Source organism: Anaeromassilibacillus sp. 1001302B_160321_C8, assembly GCF_015554745.1.
In the GTDB taxonomy this organism is placed as follows: Bacteria; Bacillota; Clostridia; order Oscillospirales; family Acutalibacteraceae; genus Anaeromassilibacillus; species Anaeromassilibacillus stercoravium.
Genome location: NZ_JADNJD010000011.1, coordinates 63,176 through 87,913, shown reverse-complemented (window position 1 = coordinate 87,913; position 24,738 = coordinate 63,176). Strand labels below are relative to the sequence as shown.

The 24,738-nt window shown below is 58.1% G+C and carries 26 protein-coding genes; 4 read left to right on the top strand and 22 right to left on the bottom strand.

What is annotated here, in order from left to right; genetic code table 11:
- Positions 1-50: 50 nt before the first annotated feature.
- Both I2E77_RS09055 and I2E77_RS09050 read right to left on the bottom strand, forming a co-directional pair.
- A complete protein-coding gene (locus I2E77_RS09055) occupies positions 51-275 on the bottom strand; it encodes a hypothetical protein (protein WP_195451073.1) in 225 nt (74 codons plus the stop codon).
- A gap of 36 nt (positions 276-311) precedes the next feature.
- The gene (locus I2E77_RS09050; RefSeq protein WP_195451072.1) at positions 312-512 is read right to left on the bottom strand and encodes a helix-turn-helix domain-containing protein; all 201 of its coding nucleotides are present in this window, start codon (positions 510-512) and stop codon (positions 312-314) included.
- Positions 513-638: 126 nt separating this feature from the next.
- Here I2E77_RS09050 and I2E77_RS09045 point away from each other — a divergent pair, with 126 nt between their 5' ends.
- A complete protein-coding gene (locus I2E77_RS09045; RefSeq protein ID WP_195451071.1) occupies positions 639-980 on the top strand; it encodes a helix-turn-helix domain-containing protein in 342 nt (113 codons plus the stop codon).
- A gap of 226 nt (positions 981-1,206) precedes the next feature.
- Here the strand turns inward: I2E77_RS09045 and I2E77_RS09040 are convergent, their stop codons facing one another.
- The 4 genes from I2E77_RS09040 to I2E77_RS09025 all read right to left on the bottom strand — a co-directional run bounded on the left by I2E77_RS09040 (position 1,207) and on the right by I2E77_RS09025 (position 5,184).
- Positions 1,207-1,488, bottom strand: coding sequence for a helix-turn-helix domain-containing protein (locus I2E77_RS09040; protein ID WP_087234908.1), 282 nt, complete (start codon positions 1,486-1,488; stop codon positions 1,207-1,209).
- A gap of 30 nt (positions 1,489-1,518) precedes the next feature.
- Complete coding sequence (locus tag I2E77_RS09035) at positions 1,519-2,505, bottom strand: hypothetical protein (protein WP_195451070.1); 987 nt, start codon at positions 2,503-2,505, stop codon at positions 1,519-1,521.
- A gap of 331 nt (positions 2,506-2,836) precedes the next feature.
- Complete coding sequence (gene hcp / locus I2E77_RS09030; protein ID WP_195451079.1) at positions 2,837-4,447, bottom strand: hydroxylamine reductase; 1,611 nt, start codon at positions 4,445-4,447, stop codon at positions 2,837-2,839.
- Positions 4,448-4,485: 38 nt separating this feature from the next.
- Positions 4,486-5,184 (bottom strand): 4Fe-4S binding protein, encoded by a 699-nt coding sequence (locus I2E77_RS09025; protein ID WP_191441611.1) that lies wholly within the window; start codon positions 5,182-5,184, stop codon positions 4,486-4,488.
- 131 nt (positions 5,185-5,315) lie between these two features.
- On the opposite strand from I2E77_RS09025, the gene I2E77_RS09020 reads away from it, so the two are divergent.
- Together I2E77_RS09020 and I2E77_RS09015 are read left to right on the top strand one after the other, a co-directional pair.
- Positions 5,316-5,993: a Crp/Fnr family transcriptional regulator gene (locus I2E77_RS09020; RefSeq protein ID WP_087234911.1), complete on the top strand. Its 678-nt coding sequence runs from the start codon at positions 5,316-5,318 to the stop codon at positions 5,991-5,993.
- Between the two features lie 18 nt (positions 5,994-6,011).
- Positions 6,012-6,206 (top strand): hypothetical protein, encoded by a 195-nt coding sequence (locus I2E77_RS09015; protein WP_195451069.1) that lies wholly within the window; start codon positions 6,012-6,014, stop codon positions 6,204-6,206.
- A 276-nt stretch (positions 6,207-6,482) separates the two neighbouring features.
- On the opposite strand, the gene I2E77_RS09010 is transcribed toward I2E77_RS09015, so the two are convergent.
- The 16 genes from I2E77_RS09010 to rpmH all read right to left on the bottom strand — a co-directional run bounded on the left by I2E77_RS09010 (position 6,483) and on the right by rpmH (position 22,586).
- Entirely contained in the window at positions 6,483-7,208 is a 726-nt protein-coding gene (locus tag I2E77_RS09010; RefSeq protein ID WP_191448756.1) for an acyl-[acyl-carrier-protein] thioesterase, read from the bottom strand.
- 145 nt (positions 7,209-7,353) lie between these two features.
- Positions 7,354-8,631: a serine--tRNA ligase gene (gene serS / locus I2E77_RS09005; RefSeq protein ID WP_087234913.1), complete on the bottom strand. Its 1,278-nt coding sequence runs from the start codon at positions 8,629-8,631 to the stop codon at positions 7,354-7,356.
- 47 nt (positions 8,632-8,678) lie between these two features.
- Positions 8,679-9,542 carry a ParB/RepB/Spo0J family partition protein gene (locus I2E77_RS09000; protein WP_195451068.1) on the bottom strand — a complete coding sequence of 288 codons (864 nt, stop codon included), beginning with the start codon at positions 9,540-9,542 and terminating at the stop codon, positions 8,679-8,681.
- Between the two features lie 48 nt (positions 9,543-9,590).
- Positions 9,591-10,358, bottom strand: coding sequence for a ParA family protein (locus I2E77_RS08995; RefSeq protein ID WP_087234915.1), 768 nt, complete (start codon positions 10,356-10,358; stop codon positions 9,591-9,593).
- A gap of 583 nt (positions 10,359-10,941) precedes the next feature.
- Complete coding sequence (locus I2E77_RS08990; RefSeq protein ID WP_087234917.1) at positions 10,942-11,640, bottom strand: LytR/AlgR family response regulator transcription factor; 699 nt, start codon at positions 11,638-11,640, stop codon at positions 10,942-10,944.
- A gap of 381 nt (positions 11,641-12,021) precedes the next feature.
- Entirely contained in the window at positions 12,022-12,936 is a 915-nt protein-coding gene (locus I2E77_RS08985; protein ID WP_191441615.1) for a ParB/RepB/Spo0J family partition protein, read from the bottom strand.
- 933 nt (positions 12,937-13,869) lie between these two features.
- The gene (locus I2E77_RS08980; RefSeq protein ID WP_191405972.1) at positions 13,870-14,439 is read right to left on the bottom strand and encodes a flavodoxin family protein; all 570 of its coding nucleotides are present in this window, start codon (positions 14,437-14,439) and stop codon (positions 13,870-13,872) included.
- Between the two features lie 250 nt (positions 14,440-14,689).
- A complete protein-coding gene (locus tag I2E77_RS08975) occupies positions 14,690-14,950 on the bottom strand; it encodes a hypothetical protein (RefSeq protein WP_195451067.1) in 261 nt (86 codons plus the stop codon).
- 2 nt (positions 14,951-14,952) lie between these two features.
- Entirely contained in the window at positions 14,953-15,663 is a 711-nt protein-coding gene (rsmG, locus tag I2E77_RS08970; protein WP_191521310.1) for a 16S rRNA (guanine(527)-N(7))-methyltransferase RsmG, read from the bottom strand.
- On the bottom strand, positions 15,660-17,531 hold the full coding sequence (gene mnmG, locus I2E77_RS08965; protein WP_195451066.1) for a tRNA uridine-5-carboxymethylaminomethyl(34) synthesis enzyme MnmG: 1,872 nt from the start codon (positions 17,529-17,531) through the stop codon (positions 15,660-15,662). Before mnmG ends, rsmG begins: the two co-directional genes overlap by 4 nt.
- Positions 17,532-17,873: 342 nt before the next feature.
- On the bottom strand, positions 17,874-19,238 hold the full coding sequence (gene mnmE, locus I2E77_RS08960; RefSeq protein ID WP_087234924.1) for a tRNA uridine-5-carboxymethylaminomethyl(34) synthesis GTPase MnmE: 1,365 nt from the start codon (positions 19,236-19,238) through the stop codon (positions 17,874-17,876).
- A 338-nt stretch (positions 19,239-19,576) separates the two neighbouring features.
- Positions 19,577-20,431, bottom strand: coding sequence for an RNA-binding cell elongation regulator Jag/EloR (gene jag, locus I2E77_RS08955; RefSeq protein WP_195451065.1), 855 nt, complete (start codon positions 20,429-20,431; stop codon positions 19,577-19,579).
- A 60-nt stretch (positions 20,432-20,491) separates the two neighbouring features.
- A complete protein-coding gene (locus I2E77_RS08950; protein WP_087234927.1) occupies positions 20,492-21,541 on the bottom strand; it encodes a YidC/Oxa1 family membrane protein insertase in 1,050 nt (349 codons plus the stop codon).
- A gap of 14 nt (positions 21,542-21,555) precedes the next feature.
- On the bottom strand, positions 21,556-21,792 hold the full coding sequence (gene yidD / locus I2E77_RS08945) for a membrane protein insertion efficiency factor YidD (protein ID WP_087234928.1): 237 nt from the start codon (positions 21,790-21,792) through the stop codon (positions 21,556-21,558).
- A complete protein-coding gene (rnpA, locus tag I2E77_RS08940) occupies positions 21,789-22,127 on the bottom strand; it encodes a ribonuclease P protein component (RefSeq protein WP_237966939.1) in 339 nt (112 codons plus the stop codon). The genes yidD and rnpA overlap by 4 nt, the downstream gene beginning before the upstream one ends.
- A gap of 324 nt (positions 22,128-22,451) precedes the next feature.
- Complete coding sequence (gene rpmH / locus I2E77_RS08935; protein ID WP_038322395.1) at positions 22,452-22,586, bottom strand: 50S ribosomal protein L34; 135 nt, start codon at positions 22,584-22,586, stop codon at positions 22,452-22,454.
- Between the two features lie 586 nt (positions 22,587-23,172).
- Between rpmH and dnaA the strand changes: the two genes are divergently transcribed.
- Positions 23,173-24,492, top strand: a complete 1,320-nt coding sequence (gene dnaA / locus I2E77_RS08930; RefSeq protein WP_087234930.1) for a chromosomal replication initiator protein DnaA — start codon at positions 23,173-23,175, stop codon at positions 24,490-24,492.
- Positions 24,493-24,738 lie beyond the last annotated feature (246 nt).

Below are 24,738 nucleotides of genomic sequence, written 5' to 3'. Positions count from 1 at the left end.
GCAAAATTGCATGTTCCTTTATTTGTAAGAAGCTTTGGGCCGCTCATTATTTAGATAAATGGATGGTCTTTCCCATCCCCGCACAAATAATCAACGTGTTCATCTTCCAAAAGGGAAATCCGCAGGCGAAGGGCTTCCTCTTGCACATGCTCCAGCTCCCGCCAAACATGCAGGGCGTGAAAAGAATCGATAAACGGATAGCGGGCAACGTAGCGGTCCAGCCGCGCCATTTGCAGATAGAGATCATGGATTCCTTGTTTGTCGCATCGAATCATAGTAATCCTTTCGCCTAAAGTGTGGACTTTGGGAAATCATTTTACTTTGTGCCCAACCAGATAATCGAGGGAACAGCAAAATAAATCCGCAATCTTTTCAATCTCTGAAAGTGTAAATTCCCGCTTCCCACGGAGTTTTAAACTTACGCTGACAGAGGACAGCCCCAAATATTGCGCAAGCTCTTTGATTGTTAAATTGCACCGTTTCATTTCTGCCCGTATATTTGGGTATACCATCTATAAACCTTCTTTACTCTCTTTAGTGAGTATCTTTTTCTTTATTATACTCTCAATAGTTAGTAAGTCAATAGAATTATTGACTTACCTGCTCGCAAATGTTACGATCACATTGGAGATGATAAAATGAATTTTTCGGAAAGTCTTCAGGCGTTGTTAAAGAATCGGAATATGCGGCAAGCGGACTTATGCAGGCTAACCGGCATCCGCTCGTCTTTGATGTCCGACTATATCAGTGGAAAGAAAAGCCCTACGATTCGGAATGCGGTTTTGATTGCGGATGCGCTGCATATCTCGCTGGATACCCTTGTGGGAAGAGAGCCCGACCCCTGCCAGCCACCAAAGGACGGGGCGGTTCTTTCCGAGCTGTTGCAGGAGATCAAGGGGCTTCCCAAAAAGGAGCAACTGTATTTGCTGGATGTGATTCGCGCCTTGAAAGCGCGGTTGGGTGAAACGGACGGTTTCTAACATTTTCTTGAATCCTAGAGATCGCCGCCTTATGGAAAGCGGATACGAAAAACAGCAAAGCCCCTGCCAGGAAATCGGTTCCCGGGCTGGGACTTTCTTCAAATGGTGCAAGCCGTTTTTCATAGTATATAAAAAGCAATCGCAATTTGTAGGCTATGTATGCTACTATATCGTCTATCCATAGGCATAGGAACGTTCCATTATAAAAAAGAAAAAGGCTTCCGCCCTAGAATTCCTCAGGGTGGAAGCCTTTTGTTTCCAGCAGCGCCTTGATCTCTGGGATGGATAACCCCTGCGCTTTCAGCCTCTGAATCTCCTGCAGGCGGGCGACCGCCTCTTCCCGCGGGAACCGCCGGGTGAGGTTTTCCTCCGGCTGCTCAAAGGGCAGCATCCCCTCTTCCGTGTAAAACTTTAGGGTGCTGTACCGGCAGCCGGTCAGACGCGCCAGTTCCCCAATGCTCACGTAATCCGACGCCTGTATTTTTTCTATGGACCGCTGGCGCGACATACTCCTCCCCCTTTCCCGTTTGGTGAATCTTTACAGCGGGTATTTGCGCAGGCGCATCCCCTGCACCGGCACCTTCAGTTGCCTGATCGTCGGCACCGCCTCATACAATACATTGTCGATCTGGATGAGCGGCACAGCCCCCCGCCGCAGGACCGTGTATTGGTGGCCGTATTTGGTCAAACGCGCTTCCACATCCTGCAAGCGCTGTTCCTTGTTTTCAAACCACGCCTCTATGTCGATGAAGACCGACTGCGAGCGCTCCAAAAACGGGAACACAAAGTCGAGCCCGATGCCGGTCGGGGTTTCCATGACCTCCTTCTTGCTCCGCAGGAAATTTTTCACGGCGATTTCCAGGGAACTGTGGATGTCCACCGCAAAGAGCATTTTTGCCAGCCGGTTGGCCCGGTGCAGCTCCGCCATGCGCTGCCCCACGCGCTTGCGCTCCTCCTTGGAGAAAAAGTCATAGATGCAGCTGCTTTCCCGCAGCAGCCACAGCAGCATCACCGTCTCGTCGGCCATTTCCCCGTCCTCTAGGGCGTCGGCCCGCATGCCCTCGGTCAGCCGGGTATATGTGGCGGGGTCGCTCCGATATTCGCGCATCGTGACGCTCGCAGAGTCATAATCCATATCGCAGCCGAGCAAGTTCGGAATCTCTTCCAGAGCATCCATGCCCTTGAGCGGGTCGGAAAAGGCGTGTTCAATTTTCTTCAGGGTGCGTCTGGAAAAATGCGTGACCTGGGCCAACAGCTCCGGCAGCGGCATCTGGACGGCGCCTTTCTTTTTCAGGAGCGCACGGAAAACCTCCTGCCGGTGCGGGAATACCGCTGCGTTTTCCACATCTTTCTCTGAAATGGTGGAAAATTCGCTTTGCAGCCCGTCCTCCGCCATGGCCCATTCCAGGATTGCGGCCGCGGCCATGCAGCGCACTGCGATCTTTTTCACCGTCGTCATATGCAGGCTATCCTGCGCGTTGAGTGCGATCAGGGCGAATTCTTGTGCAAATGTCAATGCTTTCATGGTTGATTCCTCCCCATTGCCGATCGTGGTGGTGTCTCCTACTTATTACTTATTACTTACTACTTACGATTTAAATATAACATATTTTTTCCCGTTGTCAATGGGTTTGAACGATTTTGATAAAATTTTTCACGCCATACGTTTCAACCATAGACGTTCCGCGCATGGGCCGCGCGCCGGTGTGCCCTTTCCCGCTTCCCCACGTCCGCCCGGAACGTTTCCCTCTGGTTTAAAAAAATAGCAAAAACGCCCGCGAAAGCCGGATGTTTTCCATCCGGCCCGCAGGCGTCCTTCCTATTTATTTCTAAATGTATCCATGCAAGAGCGGGCATTATTTCCCGATTTTGCAGGCGGCCTGGTCCCAATGGCGGAGCTCCTCCTCCCCGCAGAAGGTCAGGTGGAATTTTTCCGCCAGCAGCTTGAGGACGTTCGGCGAGATAAATGCCGGGAGCGTCGGGCCCAGATGGATGTTTTGAATTCCCAGATACAGCAGCGAAAGCAAAATGCAGACCGCCTTCTGCTCATACCACGAGAGCACCAGGGTCAGGGGCAGGTCGTTCACCCCGCAGCCGAACGCCTCCGCCAGGGCGGTGGCCACTTTGATCGCACCATAGGCGTCGTTGCACTGGCCCATGTCCATCAGGCGCGGCAGGCCGCCAATTTCGCCCAGGTCCAGGTCGTTAAAGCGGTATTTCCCGCACGCCAGGGTCAAAATGACGGTGTCCTGCGGCGTGTTCCGGACAAACTCCGTGTAGGCGTTGCGGCCCGGCCGCGCGCCGTCGCAGCCGCCGACCAGATAGAAATGGCGGATGGCGCCGGATCTGACCGCCGCGACCACCTGGTCCGCCACGGAGAGGATCGTCCCATGGCCGTAGCCGGTCGTGACCTGCGTCCCGCCGTTGATGCCGGTCATCGGGTGCTCCTCCGGATAGCCGCCCAGCTCCAGGGCTTTTTCAATGACCGGGGTAAAATCGCGCTCCTCCCCGATATGCACCATGCCCGGATAGGCGACCACCTCGGTGGTGAACACCCGGCCGGCATAGCTCTCCTTGGGCGGCATCAGGCAGTTGGTTGTGAACAATACCGGCGCGGGGATATTGGCAAATTCCTTCTGCTGGTTCTGCCAAGCGGTGCCGAAATTGCCCTTCAGGTGCGGGTACGCCTTGAGCTTCGGATAGGCGTGGGCGGGCAGCATCTCGCCGTGGGTATAGATGTTGATCCCCTTCCCCTTCGTCTGCTCCAGCAGCGCGTGGAGGTCGTACAGGTCGTGGCCGGAAACCACGATGAACGGCCCTTTTTCGATGGTGAGCGGGACGGTCGTGGGCTGCGGCGTGCCGTAGGTCTCCGTATTCGCGCGGTCCAGCAGTTCCATGCACTTGAGGTTCACGCGCCCGGTCTCCATCACCAGCGGCAGCAGTTCCTCCGTGCCCACGTCCTCGCCAATGGCAAACATCCCCCGATAAAAGAACCCGTCCACTTCCGCGTCGGAATACCCCAGCGCGCGGGCGTGGTACGCATAGGCCGCCATCCCGCGCAGGCCGAAGAGCAGGAGCGATTTCAGGGATTTCACGTCGGCGTCCGGCTCCTGCCAGAGCTTCTCCATGTCATAATCGTCGTTGTGCGAACAGGGGCTGGCACAGCCGCTGCACCCCGGGAGCAGCTTTGCCTTTTCCGCATGGACCGCGTCGATCTGGCGCTGCACGGCCTGCGCGTCAAAGCATACGTTGGTGATCGTGGTGAACAGCCCTTCCAGCATGGCGCGATGCGTGGATTCCGCCGTCGCGTGGCCGTCCGAAGCCCGCGCCAGGCCGATCAGCGCGCCGGTCAGCTGGTCCTGCAAAGCGGCCACCTGCGCATCCTTGCCGCAGACGCCGCACGCCCCCGCGCAGCCCGTGCAGCCGGCCGTCTGTTCACACTGGTAGCAAAACATCTTCTGATTCATCGCAAATTCCTCCGTTCCTTTCATGCTCCGGTCCCCTCTTATCGGGAGAGGACGTCCCCGTTGGTCGCGAGCACCACGACCTGCCAGGGGATCATCTTGCCGCTCTGCTGCAAGGCCCGCTTGACCGCGTTTTCAATCCCGCCGCAGCAGGGGACCTCCATGCGCACAACCGTCACGCTCTGGATGTCGTTTTGCCGCAGGATCTCCGTGAGCTTTTCCGCGTAGTCCCCCTCGTCCAGCTTCGGGCAGCCAATCAGGGTCACGCGGCCGCGCATGAACCGGCGGTGGAAATCCCCGCAGGCGTAGGCGGTGCAGTCCGCGGCGATCAGCAGGCTTGCGCCGTGAAAATAGGGCGCGTTGACCGGGGCCAGCTTGATCTGCACCGGCCATTGGAGCAGTTCGCTCGGCGCTTCCTCGATGGGTTCCCGCACGGGCGGGGCCTTGCGCTCGATGCGCTTCGCCTGGCTCCCCGGGCAGCCGCACGGCAGGTTCCCGGCCTTTGCCTGTTTTGCCGCCTCCACCGCCGCCTGGTCATACGCCGGGGCCTCGCGCACTTCAAAGGAGATCGCCCCGGCCGGGCAGGCGGGCAGGCAATCCCCCAGGCCGTCGCAGTAGTCTTCGCGGAGCAGCTTTGCCTTGCCGTCCACCATGCCGATGGCCCCCTCGTGGCACGCCTGCGCGCACAGGCCGCAGCCGTTGCATTTGTCTTCGTCGATTTTGATGATTTTTCGTTCCATAGCGGATTTCCTCCTGTCGTCTCAAAACGGTTTCCCGAAGGGCCCTTGCCGGATTTCCCTTGCTTTCTTGCCCTTATCCTACTATACTGAATCCAGAATGTCTGTTGGAATTCCAACAAGCGGAGGGAACCATGAAAAAATACAACGAAATTTTGGAGTCCGTGCCCCTCTTCCGGGGGATTTCCGAAGAAGAAAGGCAGCAAATGCTGGACTGCCTGCGGGCGCAGCAACAGCGCTTTGCGGCGGGCGCGGTGATCCTGCTGGCCGGGGATCCGGCGGACCGCGTGGGCGTGCTTTTGGAGGGGCGCGCGCAGGTGATCCGGGAGGAATTTTCGGGCAGCCGGACGATTTTAACCGGCCTAAACCCGGGCAACCTCTTTGCCGAGGCATTTGCCTGCGCCTCTGGGGAACACAAAACGCTCCCGGTCACCGTGCTGGCGGTGGCAGAGAGCGTTGTACTGTGGATGGATTACCGGAAAATTTTGCGTGCCTGCCCTGCGGGCTGCGCCTTCCACCACCGGTTGGTGGAAAATATGCTTGCGGTGGTCGCGGACAAAAATTTGATGCTCAACCGCCGGATCGGGCATCTCTCGAAGCGCAGCACGCGGGAAAAGCTGCTCTCCTATCTCTCGGAGCAGGCCGCCCTGCACGGCAGCGCGGCATTTTCCATTCCCTTTGACCGGCAGCAGCTGGCGGACTACCTCTGTGTGGAGCGCAGCGCCATGTCCACGGTTTTGTCCAAGCTGCGCGAGGAGGGCGTCCTCGAGGTGGAACGGAACCGCTTCCGGCTCAAGCAGCTCCCCCGCTAGGCAGCCGCTGCCGGAGGGATGGCGGGGTACGCGCAGGGCCAGAAGCCAAACAGCCGCAGCCGGTTGTGCAGGCGACTGTCTGCTGCGGCCAGAATGGCGGACTACCTCTGTGTGGAGCGCAGCGCCATGTCCACGGTTTTGTCCAAGCTGCGCGAGGAGGGCGTCCTCGAGGTGGAACGGAACCGCTTCCGGCTCAAGCAGCTCCCCCGCTAGGCGGCCGCTGCCGGAGGGATGGCGGGGTACGCGCAGGGCCAGAAGCCAAACAGCCGCAGCCGCTTGTACGAACGGAAGGGGAGCGCATTTGCCCGCAGCCGGAAAAACAGCAGGCTTCCCTGGACCTTTCCGGAAGGCCCTGTTCTTGGTAAAATCATTCCCCTTCTTTTTCGCGCTCTTGTTCCGCACGGTGGAGGCGGAGGGGTTCCCCTATGCGTTAAAAGGCCGGCCCATGGGGACTCCCCGTTGGGCCGGCCGTTTGATCCGTCTTTTCTGTTATGGTTCGGCCTTTGCGGAAAAGCTCAGGCCGCGCTCGTGGTCGCCGTATAGGAAAAACCCGCCGCCCTCTGTGGGGCCGCCGTAGATTTTGAGCGTCTCCCCCAGATTGCTCTCGCTGATATAGCTGATTTGGATTTTCCGCAGCGGCTGCCGGCGCATCTCTGCGGGCAGGAAGTCCATCAGCACGTCCCCATAGACCGCATTGTTCAGATGGTGGTTGAAATCCAGGTCCGAATAATAGATAGGACGCTCGCCCAAAAGCGGCAGCCCCTCCGGGACCGTGAGGCGGTCCACCCGGTCTTCCGGGGGGACCTTGGCGTCCTGGAAGATGTTGTACGCCAAGAACACCTTTGGGCGCAGGATTTTATGCGTATCCGGGTTGGCGGATACGGACGTCTGCATGATGCGGGCGATCTCCTCCCCATTTGCATAAACGACGAAATCGCGGTAAAACTGCACGCCCACCGTGCCGCGCGGATGGGTCTTTATGGTCAGGACATCGTTATGGACGGGCAAACGCTTGATGAGCAGGCGGTAGTTCGTCATCAAAAAGACGATCCCATCCGCCTTCAACCGCTCATAGCCGATCCCCAGCTCCCCAAGGTGCTGTTCGCTGGTCTCCTGCGCCATGCGCAGCAGGACGCTCAATTTGATCTTTTCGTTTGCGCCCACCTCATAGCTGGCGACCTGCACCGTCCGGCTGAATTCTTCTACTGTAACCATCCAACTCCTCCTTGCCACGTTCTATTTCATGGCAAATGATCACAATCCCCCGGGCCGCTACATGGCGCCGGGGGATCTTGTCTGCTTGTTTTCCTTTCCGGCAAGCCCGGGGGGTTCCGCCGCGCGGCGGCCCCATGGACAGGGATTACCGGATTACGTCGATCCCCATATACGGGCGCAGGACCTCCGGGACGGTGATGCTTCCGTCCGCGTTCTGGTACTGCTCGACGATGGCGGGCATCACGCGGCTGGTCGCCAGGCCGGAGGCGTTCAGCGTGTTGACGAAGTGCAGCTTGCCGTCCTCCCCGCGGTACTTCATGTTGCCGCGGCGCGCCTGGTAGTCGCGCGCATTGGACGCGGAGCTGACCTCCTTATAGATGCCCATGCTGGGAATCCAAACTTCGATATCGTAGGTGCGCGCCATGGAGAAGGAGCAGTCGCCCGCGGCGAGCTTGCTCAGGCGGTAATGGAGCCCCAGCTCCTGCACCAGACGCTCGGCCTTGCCGACCATCTCCGCGAAGGCCGCGTCGGAGCCCTCCGGCGTGGTGTACTGCACCATCTCGACCTTATTGAACTGGTGGCCGCGGATCATGCCGCGCTCTTCCGCGCGGTAGGAGCCCGCCTCGCGGCGGTAGCACGGCGTATAGGCGATGTATTTGCGCGGCAGCTCGTCCAGCGTGAGGACCTCGTCGCGGTGGAGGTTCACCAGCGCGGTCTCCGCGGTGGGCAGCATGAATTTGCGGTCGGCGCTGGTCGGGTTGGCGATCCAGTAGTCCTCCTCCACAAATTTCGGGAACTGCCCGGCGACATAGCCGCATTCGTAGTTCAGCATATGCGGCGGCAGGATCAGCTCATAGCCGTCGCCCAGGTGTTCGTTCACAAAGAAGTTGAGCAGCGCCCACTCCATGCGCGCGCCCCAGCCGCGGTAGATCCAGGCGCCGTTTCCGCCGATCTTCGCGCCGCGCTGGTAGTCGATCATGCCGTGCGCCTCGCAGAGGTCCACGTGGTTTTTCATCGGGAAGTCGAAGACCGGCTTCTCCTTGAAATAGTGCAGCGGGACGTTCTGCTCCTTGCCGCCCGCCACGACGTCCTCGTCCGGCAGGTTCGGCAGGGAGAGCATCAGGTCCTTCTGCTTTTCCTCCAGCTCGCCGAGCTCCGCGTCATACTCCTTGATCTCCGCGGAGAGGACCTTCATCTGCGCCATCAATTCGGTGGTGTCCTGGCCCGCCTTCTTCATGGCCGGAATCTGTTTGGACGCGGCGTTCTGCTCCGCCTTCTTTGCCTCCACCTTGCCGGTGACGGCGCGGCGGTCCACGTCAATCTTCAAAATCTCGTCGATCACGCTGTCGAGATTCATTTCTCTCTTTTGAATGGCCGCTTTTACCTTGTCCGGTTCTGTCCGGATCATCTTTAAATCCAACATGTTCGTTGCTCCTTTGTTTTCTGTATGTGATGTTTCATGTGAAACATTCAATCGTCTTCCTGTTCAAACAGCTTCATCAGATCCGCGAGGTCGTCCTCCCCGTAGAACTCGATCTGTAGGGTGCCCCGCTTTTTCGTGCCGCTCACCCGGACCTTCCGGCCCAGATGCTCGTTGAGCGCCAGCTCCACCTCGTCGAAGTAGTGGATGCGGCTGCTCTTGCGCGGCGGCTTCTTTTCCTCCTTGCCGTTTGCCTTGTTTACAAGCTTTTCCAGCTCGCGCACCGATATACCCTGCTCCACAACCAGCTTCGCCGCCGCGCGCATCTGCCCTTCGTCCGAAAAGCCGAGCAGCGTGCGGGCGTGGCCCGCGGAAAGCTTCCCGGCGGAGACCAGCACTTGCAGGTCCTCCGGCAGATGCAGCAGGCGGAGCGCGTTCGCCACCGCGGGGCGGGACTTCCCGACCGTCCGGGAAATCTCCTCCTGCGTCATGCCGTACTGGTCGATCAGCGACTGGTAGCCCTGCGCCTCTTCCAGGGGGGTCAGGTCCTCGCGCTGCAAATTCTCGATCAGGGCAAGCTCCATGACCTCGTGGTCGCTCATCTCCCGGATGACCACGGGCACTTCCGACACGCCCGCCATGCGCGCCGCGCGCCACCGGCGTTCCCCGGCGACGATCTGGTACCCGCCGCCCAAAAGCGGCCGCACCAAAAGCGGCTGCAACACGCCGTGCTGCGCGATGGAATCCGCCAGCTCCGCCAGCGCCTCGTCGTTGAAATCCTTGCGCGGCTGGGCGCGGTTCGGCTCAATCTCGCTGATCTTCAGCGTGACCGTCGCGTTGGCGTCCTCCATATCGTTCTCTGCGAAGATCGCGTCCAGGCCCTTGCCCAGGCCGCCCTTCTTTTTTCCCGCCATTTTCATTCACCCCCTGTGCGCTATATTCGGTATCCCTTCGTCCCCAAATCAGGGGGCTGCTTTTTTCAATACTTCGTCGGCCAGGGCGTCGTATGCATAAGCGCCCTTGCTGCTGCGGTCAAAATAGCAGATCGGGCGCCCGAAGCTCGGCGCTTCGGACAGGCGCACGGTGCGCGGGATCACGGTTGCAAACACCTTGCGCGGGAAATACTTTTTGACCTCTTCCACCACCTGCTGCGTCAGGTTCAGGCGGCCGTCGTACATGGTCAGGAGCACGCCCTCGATGTCGAGCTGCTCGTTGTACTGCCGTTTGACGCGCCGGACCGAATTCATCAGCTGGGAAAGCCCCTCCAACGCGTAATACTCACACTGGATGGGCACCAAGAGCGTGTCCGCCACGCAGAGGGCGTTCGTTGTGATGATGCCCAGGGACGGCGGGCAATCGATCAGGATAAAATCGTATTCCGCCCGCAGGGGGACGATCGCATTCTTTAAGATGGATTCCCGGTGCTCCATTTCGATCAGTTCGAGCTCCGCGCCCGCCAGGTCCATGCTGGAGGGCAGCAGGTCGAGGTTGGCAAATTCGGTGTGGATGCGCGCTTCCTGTGCCGGCGTCTCCCCGATCAACACCTCATACATGGTCTGCTTGACCCTGCGGCGGTCCACGCCGACGCCGCTGGAGGAATTCCCCTGCGGGTCCACATCGACCAGGAGGGTCTTTTTCCCCTTTGCACCGAGCGCCGCCGAAAGGTTGACCGCCGTGGTGGTCTTGCCCACGCCGCCCTTTTGGTTTGCTACTGCGATGATTTTTCCCATAGTCCGCCCCCGTTTCCAAAAAACCGTCCCCTTTTTCCGTAAAGGGGAGCCTTTACAACGCCCGGCGTTGTAACAATGGTTTTATTATAGCACGGAAGGGAGGGAAGGAAAAGTATTTCTCCTTGAAATTTGCAATGTTTCACGTGAAACGAAGAACCCCGCCGCGGATCGCTTCCGGCGGCAGGGCTCTCGGCTGCAAGATTTCTTATTCCATTGTGAGGACTTAATCGTAATAAATGAGACGCCTACAACGGGGACATATCTCTTGGCTGCCTTTCGCATGAAGCAATCCCATTACTCGCATAGAGTGACAATAGGGACAACGCGTCTTTTTATAATCTATAAATATCGCTCCTAAAAACAACCCATAGAATACTAAATTTACTATCCAATTAGGAAAATGCAATAAAGTAAATAGAATCATAAAAACACCTGCTGATATATACATGATACTTGTCAATACGCCCCAAAAAGCTTTCACGCTTTTAGGCTGATAATCTATAACGATCCCCCCTAAAATTCATAATACAATTTTATAATAACTATATTTTTTAAAAAATATCAATCATATCTGTATATGTGGTCATTTATTTTGACTATGATGCAATATCTTTTTATCCATGCTCTTCATATAATATCTGCTCATCCAAAGCACTTGTGTGTCATCCAATCGTATTTCGTTTTTATGGATCGATTTTATATGCTCTACATTGACGATCTCAGATTTATTAATCTGCACAAAACGATAATTTTGTAAATCTTGCAAGTAGTGGGATAAAGTCCCATTGGCACGAACAATTTCTTTTGTTGTATGAATCAAAATATGCCTGTCATATACTTCCACAAATACGATCTCTTTTATAGGGATCGTTATACTTTCACATCGATTGCGTGTAATATGCAGCATCCCTTGATCCATATACTCTTGCACAGCGCGTTCCATCTCTGCATTTAAAAACGCAAGATCGATTGGATGTTGAAAAACTTGAAATGCCTTGAGCATAAAGGAAAACGAATAAAATTGGGGATCATCAAAAATCAGCATCAGAAATGTACTGGGGAGTTGTGTTCGAACCTTTTGCAAACTTTGCAAAAAGTCAGCATCGTGAATCAATTGTATTAATAAAAATTCAACAGGAAATCGCCTATTACGTACTATATTAAATATGTCCTCTAAAGTCTTTATAAAAGTGAAATGAATTGTTTGATTATAATTTCTATTGATAAATTTTTTAATTAACAGCTCCCTATCATCTTGATTACATAAGATTAAACAATTCATTATTTCTCGCCTCTAAATAAGAATATAACAATTATAATTCTATCCCGATTTATTATCAACTCTTTTTCCAATTTATAATTTAAAGCTGCTGTCAAATCAACAAAATGATACCTTAAATAACAGGAAAAAGCCGCCGCAGTGCAAAGCACCGCAGCGGCTTTTCACAGGGAAAATATAAGGGAAATGGGAGTAGTCTTGTAATCTGTTTTCGGTGCGCGGGCTTACCGCGCGGGTTTGGCCAATGCCCGTCCGACCGGCGGGCTGGCCGCCGGGATTTCCCGGCATTCCCCCTACCGCCCGCCAATCCGGGCGGTGTGGGGGTCTACAACTCGTGTTCTTCCCCAAAAAGGGCCCCGCAAGTTCCGGGGCTTGTGCGGGCAATCACCCCGCAATGCGCGAAACAGGTTTGCCCTCCGGGGTGCCTTCCATGCTGGAAGCTGGGGGTTGCGCCGCCTCCGGCGCAGTCGCCTGCTTCTCCGGCTGGAGCGCCATCCGGCCGGCGGCGGGCCCCGTCTTTGGGATGCGGACAATGCACTCGATGTAATCGTCCGTCTCATTCCGGATGGTCTTTGCCTGGATGCCGGAGAGCTGCATGGTCTTGACCGCATGGCTGATCGTATTCATGAAGATACGGATATCTTTTACAATGATCCGCTTCTTATTCTTAGGCTTGTCCTCTTTTTCCGAGAGAATGCGCTCGATGAACTGGTCGGTCTGCTGCACATTCAAATGCTGGGCCAGAATCGCGTCCAACACCTTGCCGCGCAATTCGACGTCGTCCACCCGGAGCAGCGCGCGCGCATGGCGCTCAGTAAGGCCGTTTTCGCTGATCTTTTTGCGCTCCTCCTGCGTCAGGCGGAGCAGGCGCAGCTTGTTCGCCAGGGTGGACTGGCTCTTCCCCAGCCGGAGCGCCGCCTCTTCCTGCGTCACGCCCCATTCTTCGATCAAGCGCCGGATGCCCTCGGCCTCTTCGAAGATTTGCAGGTCCTGGCGCTGCAAATTCTCGGTCATCGCCAGCACCGCGCTCTGCTTATCGCTGCACGAATTGACAATACAGGCCGCGCTGTCCAGCCCGGCCAAGCGGCACGCGCGCCAACGGCGCTCGCCCGCGATCAGCTCATAGCCGTTTTTGGTCCGGCGCACGCTTAAAGGTTGCAGCAGGCCGTTCTGCCGGATGCTCCGGCTCAATTCCAGGAGCTCCTTTTCCGGGAACGACCGGCGCGGCTGGGCGGGATTCGGATAAATGTCGTCGAGCGGGATCTCGATCACGCGCCGTTTATCCTGCATGATGCCCATAAAAATACCTCCCATCTGGTTTCTTTCTGCACATCTATGTAACCGCCCCAAGGGGGCTTGTCCTTCTGTGCTTTAAGCATACCATATGGGAGGGAAACTTTTTGTTGGAATCTGTACGCGAAAAAGCGCTTTTCCTGCGGATTTTGGCGTGATTCCGGTCGATTGAGCCTTTGGAATTTTTGATATTAAGATCGTTTGCCTATAGGGGCTCCATTTTGGGGATGATTGACCGCCCGGGCGGGCGGCGGCTTGGGATTCATCCCCACGTTCGCCATGCTGGTGCAATTTCCATCCACGCCATCCTCGCGGGTGGCGACATATGTACAAAGTATCACTCGATTATCTAACCGATTTCAATCCACGCCACCCTCGCGGGTGGCGGCCGCTGAACATCACGGCTTGGTCTACAAATTTCTATTTCAACCCACGCCGCCCTTTGAGCGGGCAGCTCTCGGGAATCCCCATGATCTGGGAACGCCCTTTCCATCCTCGCAGTCCCGCCTGCCGCCACCAAGCCGGTTCATTGCCTATTTCAAATCCGTGTTTCAACCCACACGGCCCTTTCGGGCGGTGAACAAGCAACCCATCGACCCGCGCATCTGCTATGAGTTTCAACCCACGCCCTCCACACGGAGGGTGACATGTTTGGTGGTCAGCTTCTTTTGCTTGACCGGATCATTTCAACCCACGCCCTCTGCATAGGGAACATGGGCCATATCAATAACCACCTCATCATGGACATGATTTCAACCCACACCCTCCGCACAGAGGGCGGCAAGCACGGCATACATGCCGACGCAAACCACCATCCGATTTCAATCCACGCACCCCTATCGGGGAGCGACCAGGGTTTTGCCGTCCTTCCGGCCGGTCACAATGGTCCAACCCGCGCGCCTGCGCGGCGCAAAGGCACACTCCATGCGCGAAAGAGGCCTATTTCACCAGCGTTTTGGCGATCTCTTCCCCAAAGAACGTGACCTCCGCGAGTTTCCCCTCGTTGTTGTTCAGGTCATCCTCGGTCAGGACGCCGCAGGTGTAGTAATTCGCCATGGGCCGGATTCCCATGCGCTGGAAAAACCGGTCGATGCGGGCCAGGATCTCCTTGCACTCCCGCGGGTCCTCGCGGGCACTCAGGGCGATGCTGATCCCCCGCTTGCCCATGGAAAGCGCCGCGTGCGGCTGGTGCGCAGGGCTGTACGGCGTGCAGCGGTCGATGAACGCCTTGAGCTGGCCGGTGATCCCGCCCCAATAGTCCGGGGACGCGATGGCGATCAGGTCCGCCTGTTCCATCTGTTCCAAAACCAACTGTACGTCGTCGTGCTGCACGCATTCTGCCGTCTGATAACAGCTTCTGCACCCCTTGCAGAAGGCATAATGCAGGTCGCCCAGGCAGAGCGTCTGCGTTTCCATCCCTTTTTTCTGAAATGCGTCCCCGATCAATTCCAACAGCCGGGCCGTGTTCCCGTTGTTCTTGGGGCTCGCATTGAGCAACAAAGCCTTCAATTCGACATCTCCTCCATCCAGTCTTCTTCCCCTTTTCCCCGCGCTGCGCCCGCCGGTGGGAAATCCTTCCCATAACGGCAGCGCCGCCCACGCAGAGGGTTCTGCGGTTTCCTCCGGCAAGCCGCAGGGTGCGCCTGCCCTTCTCGCCCCACTCAGAGCGGGCTTTTGGAAATCTTTGCGTCCTAGCGCGGATAGGCCGCCGCCAGGGGCTTTTCCCCCGCAACGCGCCCACCGGTGGGAAATCCTCTCCCTACGGCAGCGCCGCCCGTGCAGGGGCTTCTGCAGTTTCCTCCGGCAAGCCGCAGGGCGCGTTGCCCTTCTCGCCCACACTCAGAGCGGGCTTTTGGAAATCTTTGCGTCCTAGCGCGGATAGGCCGCCGCCAGGGGCTGCCTTTTCCCCGCGCTGCGCCCGCCGGTGGGAAATCCTCTCCCTGCGGCAGCGCCCGCCCACGCAGGAACTTCTGCAATTTTCCCCGGCAAGCCGCAGAGCGCGTTTGCCCTTCTTGCCCACATTCAGAGCGGGCTTTTGGAAATCTTTGCGCCATGGCGCGGGTAGGCCGCCGCCAGGGGCTTTTCCCGGCGGATGCGCACCACGCTGCGCGCGTCGCCGCCCGGCAGGGTGAAGCGTTTCACGCCGTCCAACCGGCATCCGAGCAGGGAGACCGCCCGCTTTGCCGCCTCCACTTCCTCGTCCGGCTCCGGCCCCTTCATGGCCAAAAAGACGCCGCCCATCTGCAAAAACGGCAGGCAGTATTCGCACAGCAGGTTCAGCGGGGCGACCGCCCGCGCGGTTGCGAAGGCAAATTTTGTGCGCAGGCCCGCCTGCCGCCCGCCCTCTTCCGCGCGCGCATGGACGATCTGTGCGTCCAGCCCCAGGCGGTCCAGCACCTCCCGGAGGAAGATAAGGCGCTTGTTCAAGCTGTCCAGCAAGGTCAGATGGAGGCCGGGCCGCAGAATCTTCAGCGGCACGCCGGGAAAGCCCGCGCCCGTCCCCACGTCGATCAGGGTGTCGCCCTGCTCCAATTCGGGCAGCAACAGGATGCTGTCCAAAAAGTGCTTGACCACCACGGCCTTCGGCTCGGTGATCGCAGTCAAGTTCATCTTTTGATTCCACTCGATCAGCAATTCCATATACCATTGAAACTGCTCCGCTTGCCCGTCGGACACAGCAATCCCATAGGACGCCGCACACTCCTGCAAATATTGCCGGATGTCCTCGCTCATGCCTTCCCCTCCTTTGCCAGCCAGATCAACAGCACGGAAATGTCCGCCGGGCTCACGCCGCTGATGCGGGACGCCTGGCCGATATTCGCCGGCATGACCTTTTGCAGCTTTTCCTGCGCTTCCAGCCGCAGGCCGGTGATGGTTTTGTAATCCACGCCGCGGGGCAGCTTTTTGCCCTCCAGACGGCGCATCTCCGCGATGTCCGCCTTCTGGCGCACGATGTATCCCTCGTATTTGATCTCGATCTCCACATTTTCGAACACTGCGGCGGGCAGCACCGGCCGCGTGATGTCCACCGCGGTCAGCGCTTCATAGCTGAGCTCGGGGCGGCGCAGCAGGTCCGCGAGCTTCACGCCCGTGGAAACCGGCGTTGTTCCACGTGAAACAAGGATGTCGTTGAGCACCTCGGTGGGCGGCAACACGGTGCGGCGCGCGCGCGCCATCTCCCGCTTTTTCTGATCCTCCTTCGTGCAGAAGCGCTCCCAGCGCTCGTCCCCGATCAGGCCCAATTTCCGGCCGGTCGGGGTCAGGCGTTCGTCCGCGTTGTCCTGCCGGAGGACCAGCCGGTACTCCGAGCGCGAGGTCATCATGCGGTATGGGTCGGAGACGCCCTTGGTGATGAGGTCGTCGATCAGCGTCCCGATGTAGGAGCCCGCGCGGTCCAAAACCAGCGGTTCCTTGCCCTGGATCTTGAGCGCCGCGTTGATGCCCGCGACCAAGCCCTGCGCGGCGGCCTCTTCATAGCCGGAGCTGCCGTTGAACTGCCCCGCACCGTACAGGCCGGGGAAATCCATGAATTCAAGCGTGGCTTCCATCTGCAAGGGGTCCACGCAGTCGTATTCGATCGCATAGGCGCAGCGCATGATCTCCACATGCTCCAGGCCCTTGATCGACCGGTAAAACGCGAGCTGCACATCCTCCGGCAGGGACGAGCTCATGCCCTGCAAATACATCTCCTCCGTATCCTTGCCGCACGGTTCGATAAAGAGCTGGTGCCGCTTTTTATCCGCAAAGCGGACGATCTTGTCCTCGATGCTGGGGCAATAGCGCGGCCCCACGCCCTCGATCTTTCCCCCGTAGAGCGGGGAACGGTGGATATTTTCCAGGATGATGCGCTTTGTCTCCTCGTTCGTCCAGGAGACGTGGCACACCGCCTGGTTCTTGCCCGGGTGCAGGGTGTCATAGGAAAAGGGCACGACGGGTTCGTCGCCCTCCTGCACCTCCAGATCCGTAAAATCGATGCTGGACCGCAGCACGCGCGCGGGCGTCCCCGTCTTGAAGCGGCGCAGGCGCAGGCCCAGCTTTTTCAGGGCGTCGCCCAAAAAGGCGGCCGGGAACATGCCGTCCGGCCCGCTCTCATAGGCCACGTCGCCCACAAAAATTTTGCCGCCGAGGAAGGTGCCGGTCGCGATGACCACCGCCTGTACGGTATACTGCGCGCCCATGCGGGTGGTCAAGACCCAGTTGCCGCCCTCCTGGTACAGATCGACGATCTCCGCCTGCTTGAGCTGCAAATTCGGCTGCAATTCCAGCTTGTGTTTCATCACCTTGCTGTATTCGCGGCGGTCGATCTGCGCGCGCAGGGAATGCACAGCCGGGCCCTTGCCCTTGTTCAGCATGCGGCTTTGCAAAAAGGTCGCGTCCGCCGTGCGCCCCATCTCGCCGCCGAGCGCGTCGATCTCGCGCACCAGATGGCCCTTCGCCGTGCCGCCGATCGACGGGTTGCACGGGCAGTTTCCCACCGCATCCATATTGATGGTGAATACCACCGTCTGACAGCCGAGGCGCGCCGAGGCCAGCGCCGCCTCAATGCCCGCATGTCCCGCGCCGATCACCGCGACGTCATATGTTCCGGCCTGATAGGTCAAATTGGGTTCCCCCTTTATCGTTTTCCAAGGATTTCGGGCGCATCCGGCAGCCGAAGCGCCAAGATGCACCCTCTTTGTTTTTCAGCAATTGTTTTTCAGAGACCGTCTTTCCAAAAACAGCCGCTTTCCCCCGCAAATGCGACGGAAAGCCCGCTATTTCTTCATTCATTGTAATCATCGGGTGTTAAGCGACCCGTTGTCCCCTTTTTCGCCCAACATGCGCGGGGTCCTGTTTTCTGCCCCGCATGTTTTCCATTGTTTTGTGCGATGGCGCTTGCCGGTTTTTGGCCGCCCGTTCGTTTGGCGTTTTCCCGGCGCTCTTTGCGCGCGTTCGCCGCGCGGTTACTTGCCGACGCAGAACTGCGCAAAGACCTGGTCCACGACCGCTTCCGTCGCGCGCTCGCCGGTCAGCTCCAACAGGGCCGAGACCGCCCCTTCCACGGAAACCGTGACGGCGTCCAGCGTCACGCCGGAGCGCTGCGCATCCAGCGCCTCCTGCACGCAATCCCGCGCACGCCGCGCCGCGTCGCGCTGCCGCTCGGTGAACAGAATCCCGCTCGACGGGTCCAATTCATTCGTCTTCAACAGGGACGCGACCGCCTGTTCCAACGCCTCCAAGCCATCGCCGGACAGCGCCGAAATATATACAATTTGTTTAAAATGATTTTTAATATACTCTAAGTCAATTACATTTTCCAAATCGCTCTTGTTGACCACCGCAACTGCGGGCGTATCCTGGACGGACTCGATCAAGAGGCGGTCCTCCTCGTTCAGCGCCTGGGAGGAATCGAACACCGCCAGGACGAGCTGCGCCGCCTGCACGCGCTCCCGCGCACGGTCCACGCCGATCCGCTCGACCGGGTCCTCCGTAGCGCGGATGCCCGCCGTGTCCGCCAGATGCAGCGGGATGCCGCCGAGCAGCACGGTTTCCTCCACCACGTCGCGCGTGGTGCCCGCGTATTCGGTGACGATCGAGCGCTCGCAGCCGGAGAGCAGGTTCATCAGGGTGGATTTGCCCACGTTCGGCCGCCCGGCGATCACCGTCTCCACGCCCTCGCGCAGGACGCGGCCCGCCTCAAACTGGGAGAGAAGGCGGTCCAGCTCCTGGGCCGCGTGTTCCAGCGATTCCTGGAGGCCGCTGCCGTCCACCTCCGGGATGTCCTCGTCGGGGTAGTCCGCCCAGGCGTCCAGGTGCGCCGCGATGGTGGTCAATCCCTCGCGGATCTGGATGATCCGGCGTTCCAGCGCGCCGTCGCGCCCGGCCATGGCCGCTTTCCCGGCCTCTAGGCCCTGGGCGGAGATGATCTGCATCACGGATTCCGCCTCGGTCAGGCCGATCTTCCCATTCAGGAACGCGCGCCGGGTGAACTCCCCCGGCCCCGCCGGGGCAGCGCCCGCCGCAAAGACCGCCTGCAAGACGCGGCGCATGACATAGATCCCCCCATGGCAGGAGAGCTCCACCACATCCTCCCCGGTAAAGCTGGCCGGGGCGACAAAATTCAGGGCGATCGCCTCGTCGATCTCCCCCTCCGCGTCGTGGACGCGGCCATACAGGGCGGTATACCCGCGGCATTGTTCCAGCGTCTTCCCGCGCGCGGACGTGAAGACGCGCCCGGCGATGGCGCGCGCCTCCGGGCCGGAAATGCGTACGATGCCAATCCCGCCCGCGGCCTGCGGGGTGGAGATGGCGGCTATGGTCTTTGGCATGGATGTTCCTCCTTTTTCGATGCGTCCGCGGCCTTCCGGAAAATGGCCGCCCGGCCAGCAATCCCCATCCAGCCGCGGGGCCGGGGTTCGCGGGCTGGGAAGAAGGCGGCCGATCCCCTTTCCTCCCCTGCGGGGAAAAGGCGCTGCCCGGCCAGGCGCGCAGATTTCCCGCAGGGGCGCATGGCCTGCCAAAACAGAAAGGGCTTGCCGCGCGTCCCTGTGTTTCCGATGCGCTTCCTGGCGCGCAGGGGCCCTTCCCCCGAGCGCGCCCATGGCATGACAAAAAGGGACGATTCCGCAGAACCGTCCCCCTTCCGTCTGGTATCCAAACGACAGCCTTATTCGCCGTCTTTATTCCGATTGATGTCGATGCGGCCGTAGAGCGGGCCGGAGGTCTCTTTCCTCGGCTGGGAGCGCTGCTGCGTCTGCCCGGCCGGCCGCTGCCCCTGCGGGCGCGGGCCTCTGCCGCCGCCGTAGTTGTTCTTGTGGTAGTCCCCGCGGGATTTATCGCCGTACGGTTTGCGGGGCCCGCGCGAATGATAGGGCTTGCGCGGCTGCGGGCGCTCCCCATCCACCGGGCCGATCACCACATGGCGGTTGAGGTCTTCGCCTTCGCTCCAGCTCTTTGCGCCCTCCACAGTCTGCACCGCGGTATGGATGATGCGGCGCTCGTACGGGTTCATGGGCTCGAGGGAGCAATTGCGGCCCGACTTGACCGCCTTGTTTGCGATCTTTTTGCCGAGCACTTCCAGGGTGTCCTTGCGCTTCTCGCGGTAATTGCCGATATCAAGCGTAATGCGGAAGTACGTATTCTCAATGTGGTTGGCCACCAGGCCGGCCAAATACTGGAGCGCGTCGAGCGTCTCCCCGCGGTGCCCGATGATAAAGCCCACGTCCTCGCCGGACAGGGAGATCAAAGCGCCGCTCTCCTCCTCCTGGATGTCGAACTGCACGTTGGACAACCCCATATTGGAGAGGATGTTCTTCAAATACTGCGCCGCAGCGTCTGCGGGGCTGTCTTTGACATAGGCGCGCACCTTTGCGGGATTGCCGCCAAACAGGCCGAATGTCTTTTTCACAGGCATTTCCAGAATCTCGAATTCCGCCTCGTGGGACTCCACGCCCAACTCCTTGCATGCGGCCTCAAAGGCCTCTTCCACCGTATTCCCGGTTCCAATTGCTTCTTTAATCACGTTTAACCCTCCCGGCTCCACACCGCACGGTTGTCTTCTTGATACGCGGCGCGTTTCTCGTTATTTTTTTGTTCCCCGGTAATCGTCGCTGCTCTGTTTTTGCTTTCCCTTTTGTTTTTGTGGATGCTGCGCAGACGCCTTTTCCTTTTTCTGCTGCTTTGGCGCGGGCCCTGCATGGATCTTCAGGGGCACGGCCAGAGGCTTCATCCTCGCCTCTTCCACCTCGCGCAGCGCGACTCGCTGCGCCTCCGCCTTTGCGCTCACCAGCGCGGGGCTATAGAATTTGCGCAATAGCATGGACTGCACAAAGCTCACCGTGGTCTGGATGGTCCAATAGAAGCCGACGGCCCCCGGGACGGTGTACGCGATCCAGGCGGTCAGAAGCGGCATCAGGTAGAGCATCCATTTCATGCAGCCCTGCTGCTGGCTCATGCCGGGCTGCATCTTCATCATAATCACCTGCGACAGCAGGGAGGTCAGAAGGCACAGCGCGGGGATGACCCACATAAAGGTCAGGAAGTGGCTGCTTTGCGGCGTATCCAAAAGGTTCAGGCCACAGAAATTGAATCCGCGGCTCAGGGATTCCATGCGGGACAGCTCGTCCCCGGTAAACATCGTCAGATGCGGACGGAGCTGGTCGAAATGTTTGATGATCTCCATCTGGGAGTAGTAGCCGACGTTCAGCGTCGTGCCCACGCCCGGGATCTGCGACAACAGGGCGGTCGCTTTATTGATCGAATCAATGCTGATATGCAGAACGTTCTGCAGCGGGTACAGAACCGTGTAGTAAATGCCGAGCATGATCGGGAACGGGATCAGGGTCACCAGGCAACCGCTGGTGGGGTTGACCCCCTCCTGCTCCATCAGCTTCTGCATTTCCTCCTGCATTTTCAGCCGGTCGTTTGCATATTTGGTGCGGATCTCCTGCTGCTTGGCCGCCATCTTGCTGTTGGCCGCCATGGATTTCTGCTGTTTGACCGAAAAAGGAAGGAGCAAAAGCTTGGTGATGATTGTAAACAGAATAATCGCAACACCATAGTTCGGGATAATTTCATAAAGGAACCACAACAAATATCCCAGAATACTGCCGAACCAATTGAAAATTTCCATGTATGCTTTCTCCTCTATTTTGATGTTCCCTTTTCCTTCTTCTCCGGGACCGGGTCATACCCGCCCCGGCTGAACGGATTGCAGCGCAAAATGCGGTACAGCGCCAAAAGGGAACCCTTCAGCGCGCCGAAACGCTCAATCGCCTCCAACGCATAATTGGAACAGGTGGGATAATATTTGCAGCAGGGCTGTTTGAATGGGGAGATCGCCTGCTGATAAAATCGAATAAGCAAAATAAGCAGGCGTTTCATTTCAAAACACCCGCGTCTTTCAATTGCCGCATCAAAACGCGGTAAATATCCGTGCTTTTTACAAAGGGCGTGCGGCCGCGCGCCACCAGGACAAAATCAAACCCTTCCCGCACCTGCGGGGCAGCCTGCCGGAACGCTTCCCGGATAATCCTGCGGGAGCGGTTGCGCTTGACGGCATTGCCGGTCTTTTTCCCCGTCGTAATGCCCACGCGCACGTTCTGGCTGCGGTTTTTTAAAACATAGGTCACGACCACCGGCGACACATACGACTTGCCCCGCGTATAGATGCGCCGGAAATCCCGATTCTCTTTGATTGGTGTAAACAAGTCCATCATTCTTCCACGATCCCTCTTCGGGATGCCAGAAACGCACATTGGATGCGCCATCCGGGACCTATTCCCGAAAAACATCCGCCGGTTTGCCCGTTGTTTGCCTCAACAGGCAAAAAAACGGCCCATATCCCCCTTATTTAGAGGGCTGCTGCAACAAATAGCGCGCAGCAAAACCGGCGCGTTTGAAAACCGGAAGGGCCGCCCTGTTTTTGGAGCCCCTTCCGCATCCGCGTGCCATTGTCTCCCGTCCAACGATTTCCGGCGGCCTGGGAAGCCGCCGCGCGGCTCGTGCTAAAAAGAAAGGCCACACTCCGGTGGCCTTTTGTCTTAGTAGCTCAGGCGCGCTCTGCCTTTTGCTCTACGGCGGGCTAATACCTTGCGGCCGTTGCTGGTAGACATTCTTTTGCGGAAGCCGTGCTCCTTTTTTCTGTGGAGCTTCTTGGGCTGATACGTTCTCAGCATACATACACCCTCCTTTCGGGGTACAAACCTTGCAATTTAGCATTATATATTATATGCGTCCGGGCTGTCAACCTTTTCTTAGCGAAAAAATGCGCGGGAAACCGGCATTCCTGCGGGATTTTCGCAAGAACTAAGGGGCATGCCCTTTTCCGACCACAAGATGCAGGGCCGTATCTTTTTAAAAGAACAATGCGAAAAAATTTTTCACCGGCAAACCGGGGGCGGACGGGGCCTTTTGCAGGGGCGTTTCCCAGCCGGTTTCCCTTCCGGGACGGGGCGTTCCGGCGTGCCTTTTTTGGGGAATCTGTGGAAAAAGCGGTTTTCTGCCCGGCAAAGCCCCGGTTTTTCCGGCGGGGACGCCCTTTTTTACACGGGATTCTTTTCCACAGCTTTTCACCAAATCGATTTCTAACTGTTGAAAAGTTGTAAAAGCGATGAAATTGTGATACTATAAGATATATACTGCCTGAAGTCTATCGATTTCCAAAACTGGTGAAATTTGGATATGCCGGTCCCGGTTTCACCCGCTTTGTTTGCAAGGAAAACATGCGCGCAAGGACGATTTTGAAAACACGGAGGTTCAAACATGGAATCTTTTACCGAAGCCTGGAGTTTTATTTGCGAATACTGCAAAAAACACATCACAGAGGTGGCTTACACCACCTGGATCAGCCGGATTGAGCCGGTCAGCCTGGACTTTGCAAAGGGGATCGCCCTTCTGAAGGCGCCGAATGAATTCCACCGGCAGACGCTGAACCGGTGCTATATGGATCTTCTGAACGATGCGGTGGCCGAGATCTTCGGGCCGGGCATCCAGGTGCAGATCTGCGTGCCGGAGGACGTGCCCTCCGCGGAGAAGGAGGAGGAAGAGGACGCCTCTTCCCAGAACGACGACTACGAGTTCACCTTCGACACGTTCATCGTGGGGCCGTCGAACAAATTTGCGCATGCGGCTTCCATGGCGGTCGCCACAAAGCCGGCGACACTCTACAACCCGCTGTTCATCTACGGCAATTCCGGCCTCGGGAAAACCCACCTGCTCTATGCCATCTGCAACGAGATCGCAAGAAGGCATCCGGAGATGAACATCGTCTACATCAAAGGCGACGAATTCACCAACGAGCTGATCGAAGCCATCCGCCACGGCACCACCGCGGAGTTCCACCAGCGGTACCGCAAGGCGGACGTGTTCCTCGTGGACGATATCCAGTTCATCGCGGGCAAGGAATCCACCCAGGAGGAATTCTTCCACACCTTTAATACCTTATATGAGGCAAAAAAGCAGATCGTCCTCACATCCGACCGGCCGCCCAAGGACATCGCCACCCTGGAAGAGCGCCTGCTCACCCGGTTTGAGTGGGGCCTGACCGCGGACATCCAGCCGCCGGATTTTGAAACGCGCATCGCGATCATCAAGCGCAAGGCGGAGCTGCTCGGCATCGACCTGCCGAACAACGTGATCGAATACATCGCCAACCGGCTGAAGAACAACATCCGCCAGTTGGAGGGCACGGTCAAGAAGATGAAGGCGTACTACCTGCTCAACGGCGACGCCCTCAACCTGTCCACGGCGCAGATGGCGGTCAGCGACATCATCAACAACGAGCAGCCGGTCCCGGTGACCGTGGAGAAGATCATCGAGGAGGTCGCACGCACGTACGGCACCAGCCCGGAGGACATCCGCTCGAGCAAGCGCTCGGCCAACATCTCCAACGCGCGCCAGGTGGCCATGTATGTGGTGCGCGAGATCACCCAGATGCCCATGACCTCGATCGGCGAGGAGTTCGGCGGCCGCGACCACTCGACGGTGGTCTACGCCATCCAGCAGGTGGAGAAGGGCATGGCCCGCGACCCCAAGACCAAGGGCACCGTGGAGGACATCATCAAGAACATCCGCGACCGGTAACCCCCGGCAGGGTCCCGGCATTTTGCGCCCGCAGGGCGGCTGTGTAACCATGCGGCGCTTTGCGGATTCGTGCACCCTTCGTTATACAAATAGTTATAATACAGATTGTATAGATGCACTATCGAACGGACCGTTTCTTAAAAAGAGCCTTTTAAGAAACCGAATTTTTGTGCCTTGAAATCTTTTAACGTGTTTTCAACTTTCCCCACAGAGTTTTCAACAAATTGTTGATTCCGGGGTGGATAA

Excerpts from the sequence above, each read along its gene's own strand:
- I2E77_RS09055 (WP_195451073.1), bottom strand. The coding sequence starts at position 275 with ATGATTCGATGCGACAAACAAGGAATCCATGATCTCTATCTGCAAATG.
- I2E77_RS09050 (WP_195451072.1), bottom strand. The coding sequence starts at position 512 with ATGGTATACCCAAATATACGGGCAGAAATGAAACGGTGCAATTTAACA.
- I2E77_RS09045 (WP_195451071.1), top strand. The coding sequence starts at position 639 with ATGAATTTTTCGGAAAGTCTTCAGGCGTTGTTAAAGAATCGGAATATG.
- I2E77_RS09040 (WP_087234908.1), bottom strand. The coding sequence starts at position 1,488 with ATGTCGCGCCAGCGGTCCATAGAAAAAATACAGGCGTCGGATTACGTG.
- I2E77_RS09035 (WP_195451070.1), bottom strand. The coding sequence starts at position 2,505 with ATGAAAGCATTGACATTTGCACAAGAATTCGCCCTGATCGCACTCAAC.
- hcp (WP_195451079.1), bottom strand. The coding sequence starts at position 4,447 with ATGAATCAGAAGATGTTTTGCTACCAGTGTGAACAGACGGCCGGCTGC.
- I2E77_RS09025 (WP_191441611.1), bottom strand. The coding sequence starts at position 5,184 with ATGGAACGAAAAATCATCAAAATCGACGAAGACAAATGCAACGGCTGC.
- I2E77_RS09020 (WP_087234911.1), top strand. The coding sequence starts at position 5,316 with ATGAAAAAATACAACGAAATTTTGGAGTCCGTGCCCCTCTTCCGGGGG.
- I2E77_RS09015 (WP_195451069.1), top strand. The coding sequence starts at position 6,012 with ATGGCGGGGTACGCGCAGGGCCAGAAGCCAAACAGCCGCAGCCGGTTG.
- I2E77_RS09010 (WP_191448756.1), bottom strand. The coding sequence starts at position 7,208 with ATGGTTACAGTAGAAGAATTCAGCCGGACGGTGCAGGTCGCCAGCTAT.
- serS (WP_087234913.1), bottom strand. The coding sequence starts at position 8,631 with ATGTTGGATTTAAAGATGATCCGGACAGAACCGGACAAGGTAAAAGCG.
- I2E77_RS09000 (WP_195451068.1), bottom strand. The coding sequence starts at position 9,542 with ATGGCGGGAAAAAAGAAGGGCGGCCTGGGCAAGGGCCTGGACGCGATC.
- I2E77_RS08995 (WP_087234915.1), bottom strand. The coding sequence starts at position 10,358 with ATGGGAAAAATCATCGCAGTAGCAAACCAAAAGGGCGGCGTGGGCAAG.
- I2E77_RS08990 (WP_087234917.1), bottom strand. The coding sequence starts at position 11,640 with ATGAATTGTTTAATCTTATGTAATCAAGATGATAGGGAGCTGTTAATT.
- I2E77_RS08985 (WP_191441615.1), bottom strand. The coding sequence starts at position 12,936 with ATGGGCATCATGCAGGATAAACGGCGCGTGATCGAGATCCCGCTCGAC.
- rsmG (WP_191521310.1), bottom strand. The coding sequence starts at position 15,663 with ATGAGCGAGGACATCCGGCAATATTTGCAGGAGTGTGCGGCGTCCTAT.
- mnmE (WP_087234924.1), bottom strand. The coding sequence starts at position 19,238 with ATGCCAAAGACCATAGCCGCCATCTCCACCCCGCAGGCCGCGGGCGGG.
- I2E77_RS08950 (WP_087234927.1), bottom strand. The coding sequence starts at position 21,541 with ATGGAAATTTTCAATTGGTTCGGCAGTATTCTGGGATATTTGTTGTGG.
- yidD (WP_087234928.1), bottom strand. The coding sequence starts at position 21,792 with ATGAAACGCCTGCTTATTTTGCTTATTCGATTTTATCAGCAGGCGATC.
- rnpA (WP_237966939.1), bottom strand. The coding sequence starts at position 22,127 with ATGATGGACTTGTTTACACCAATCAAAGAGAATCGGGATTTCCGGCGC.
- rpmH (WP_038322395.1), bottom strand. The coding sequence starts at position 22,586 with ATGCTGAGAACGTATCAGCCCAAGAAGCTCCACAGAAAAAAGGAGCAC.
- dnaA (WP_087234930.1), top strand. The coding sequence starts at position 23,173 with ATGGAATCTTTTACCGAAGCCTGGAGTTTTATTTGCGAATACTGCAAA.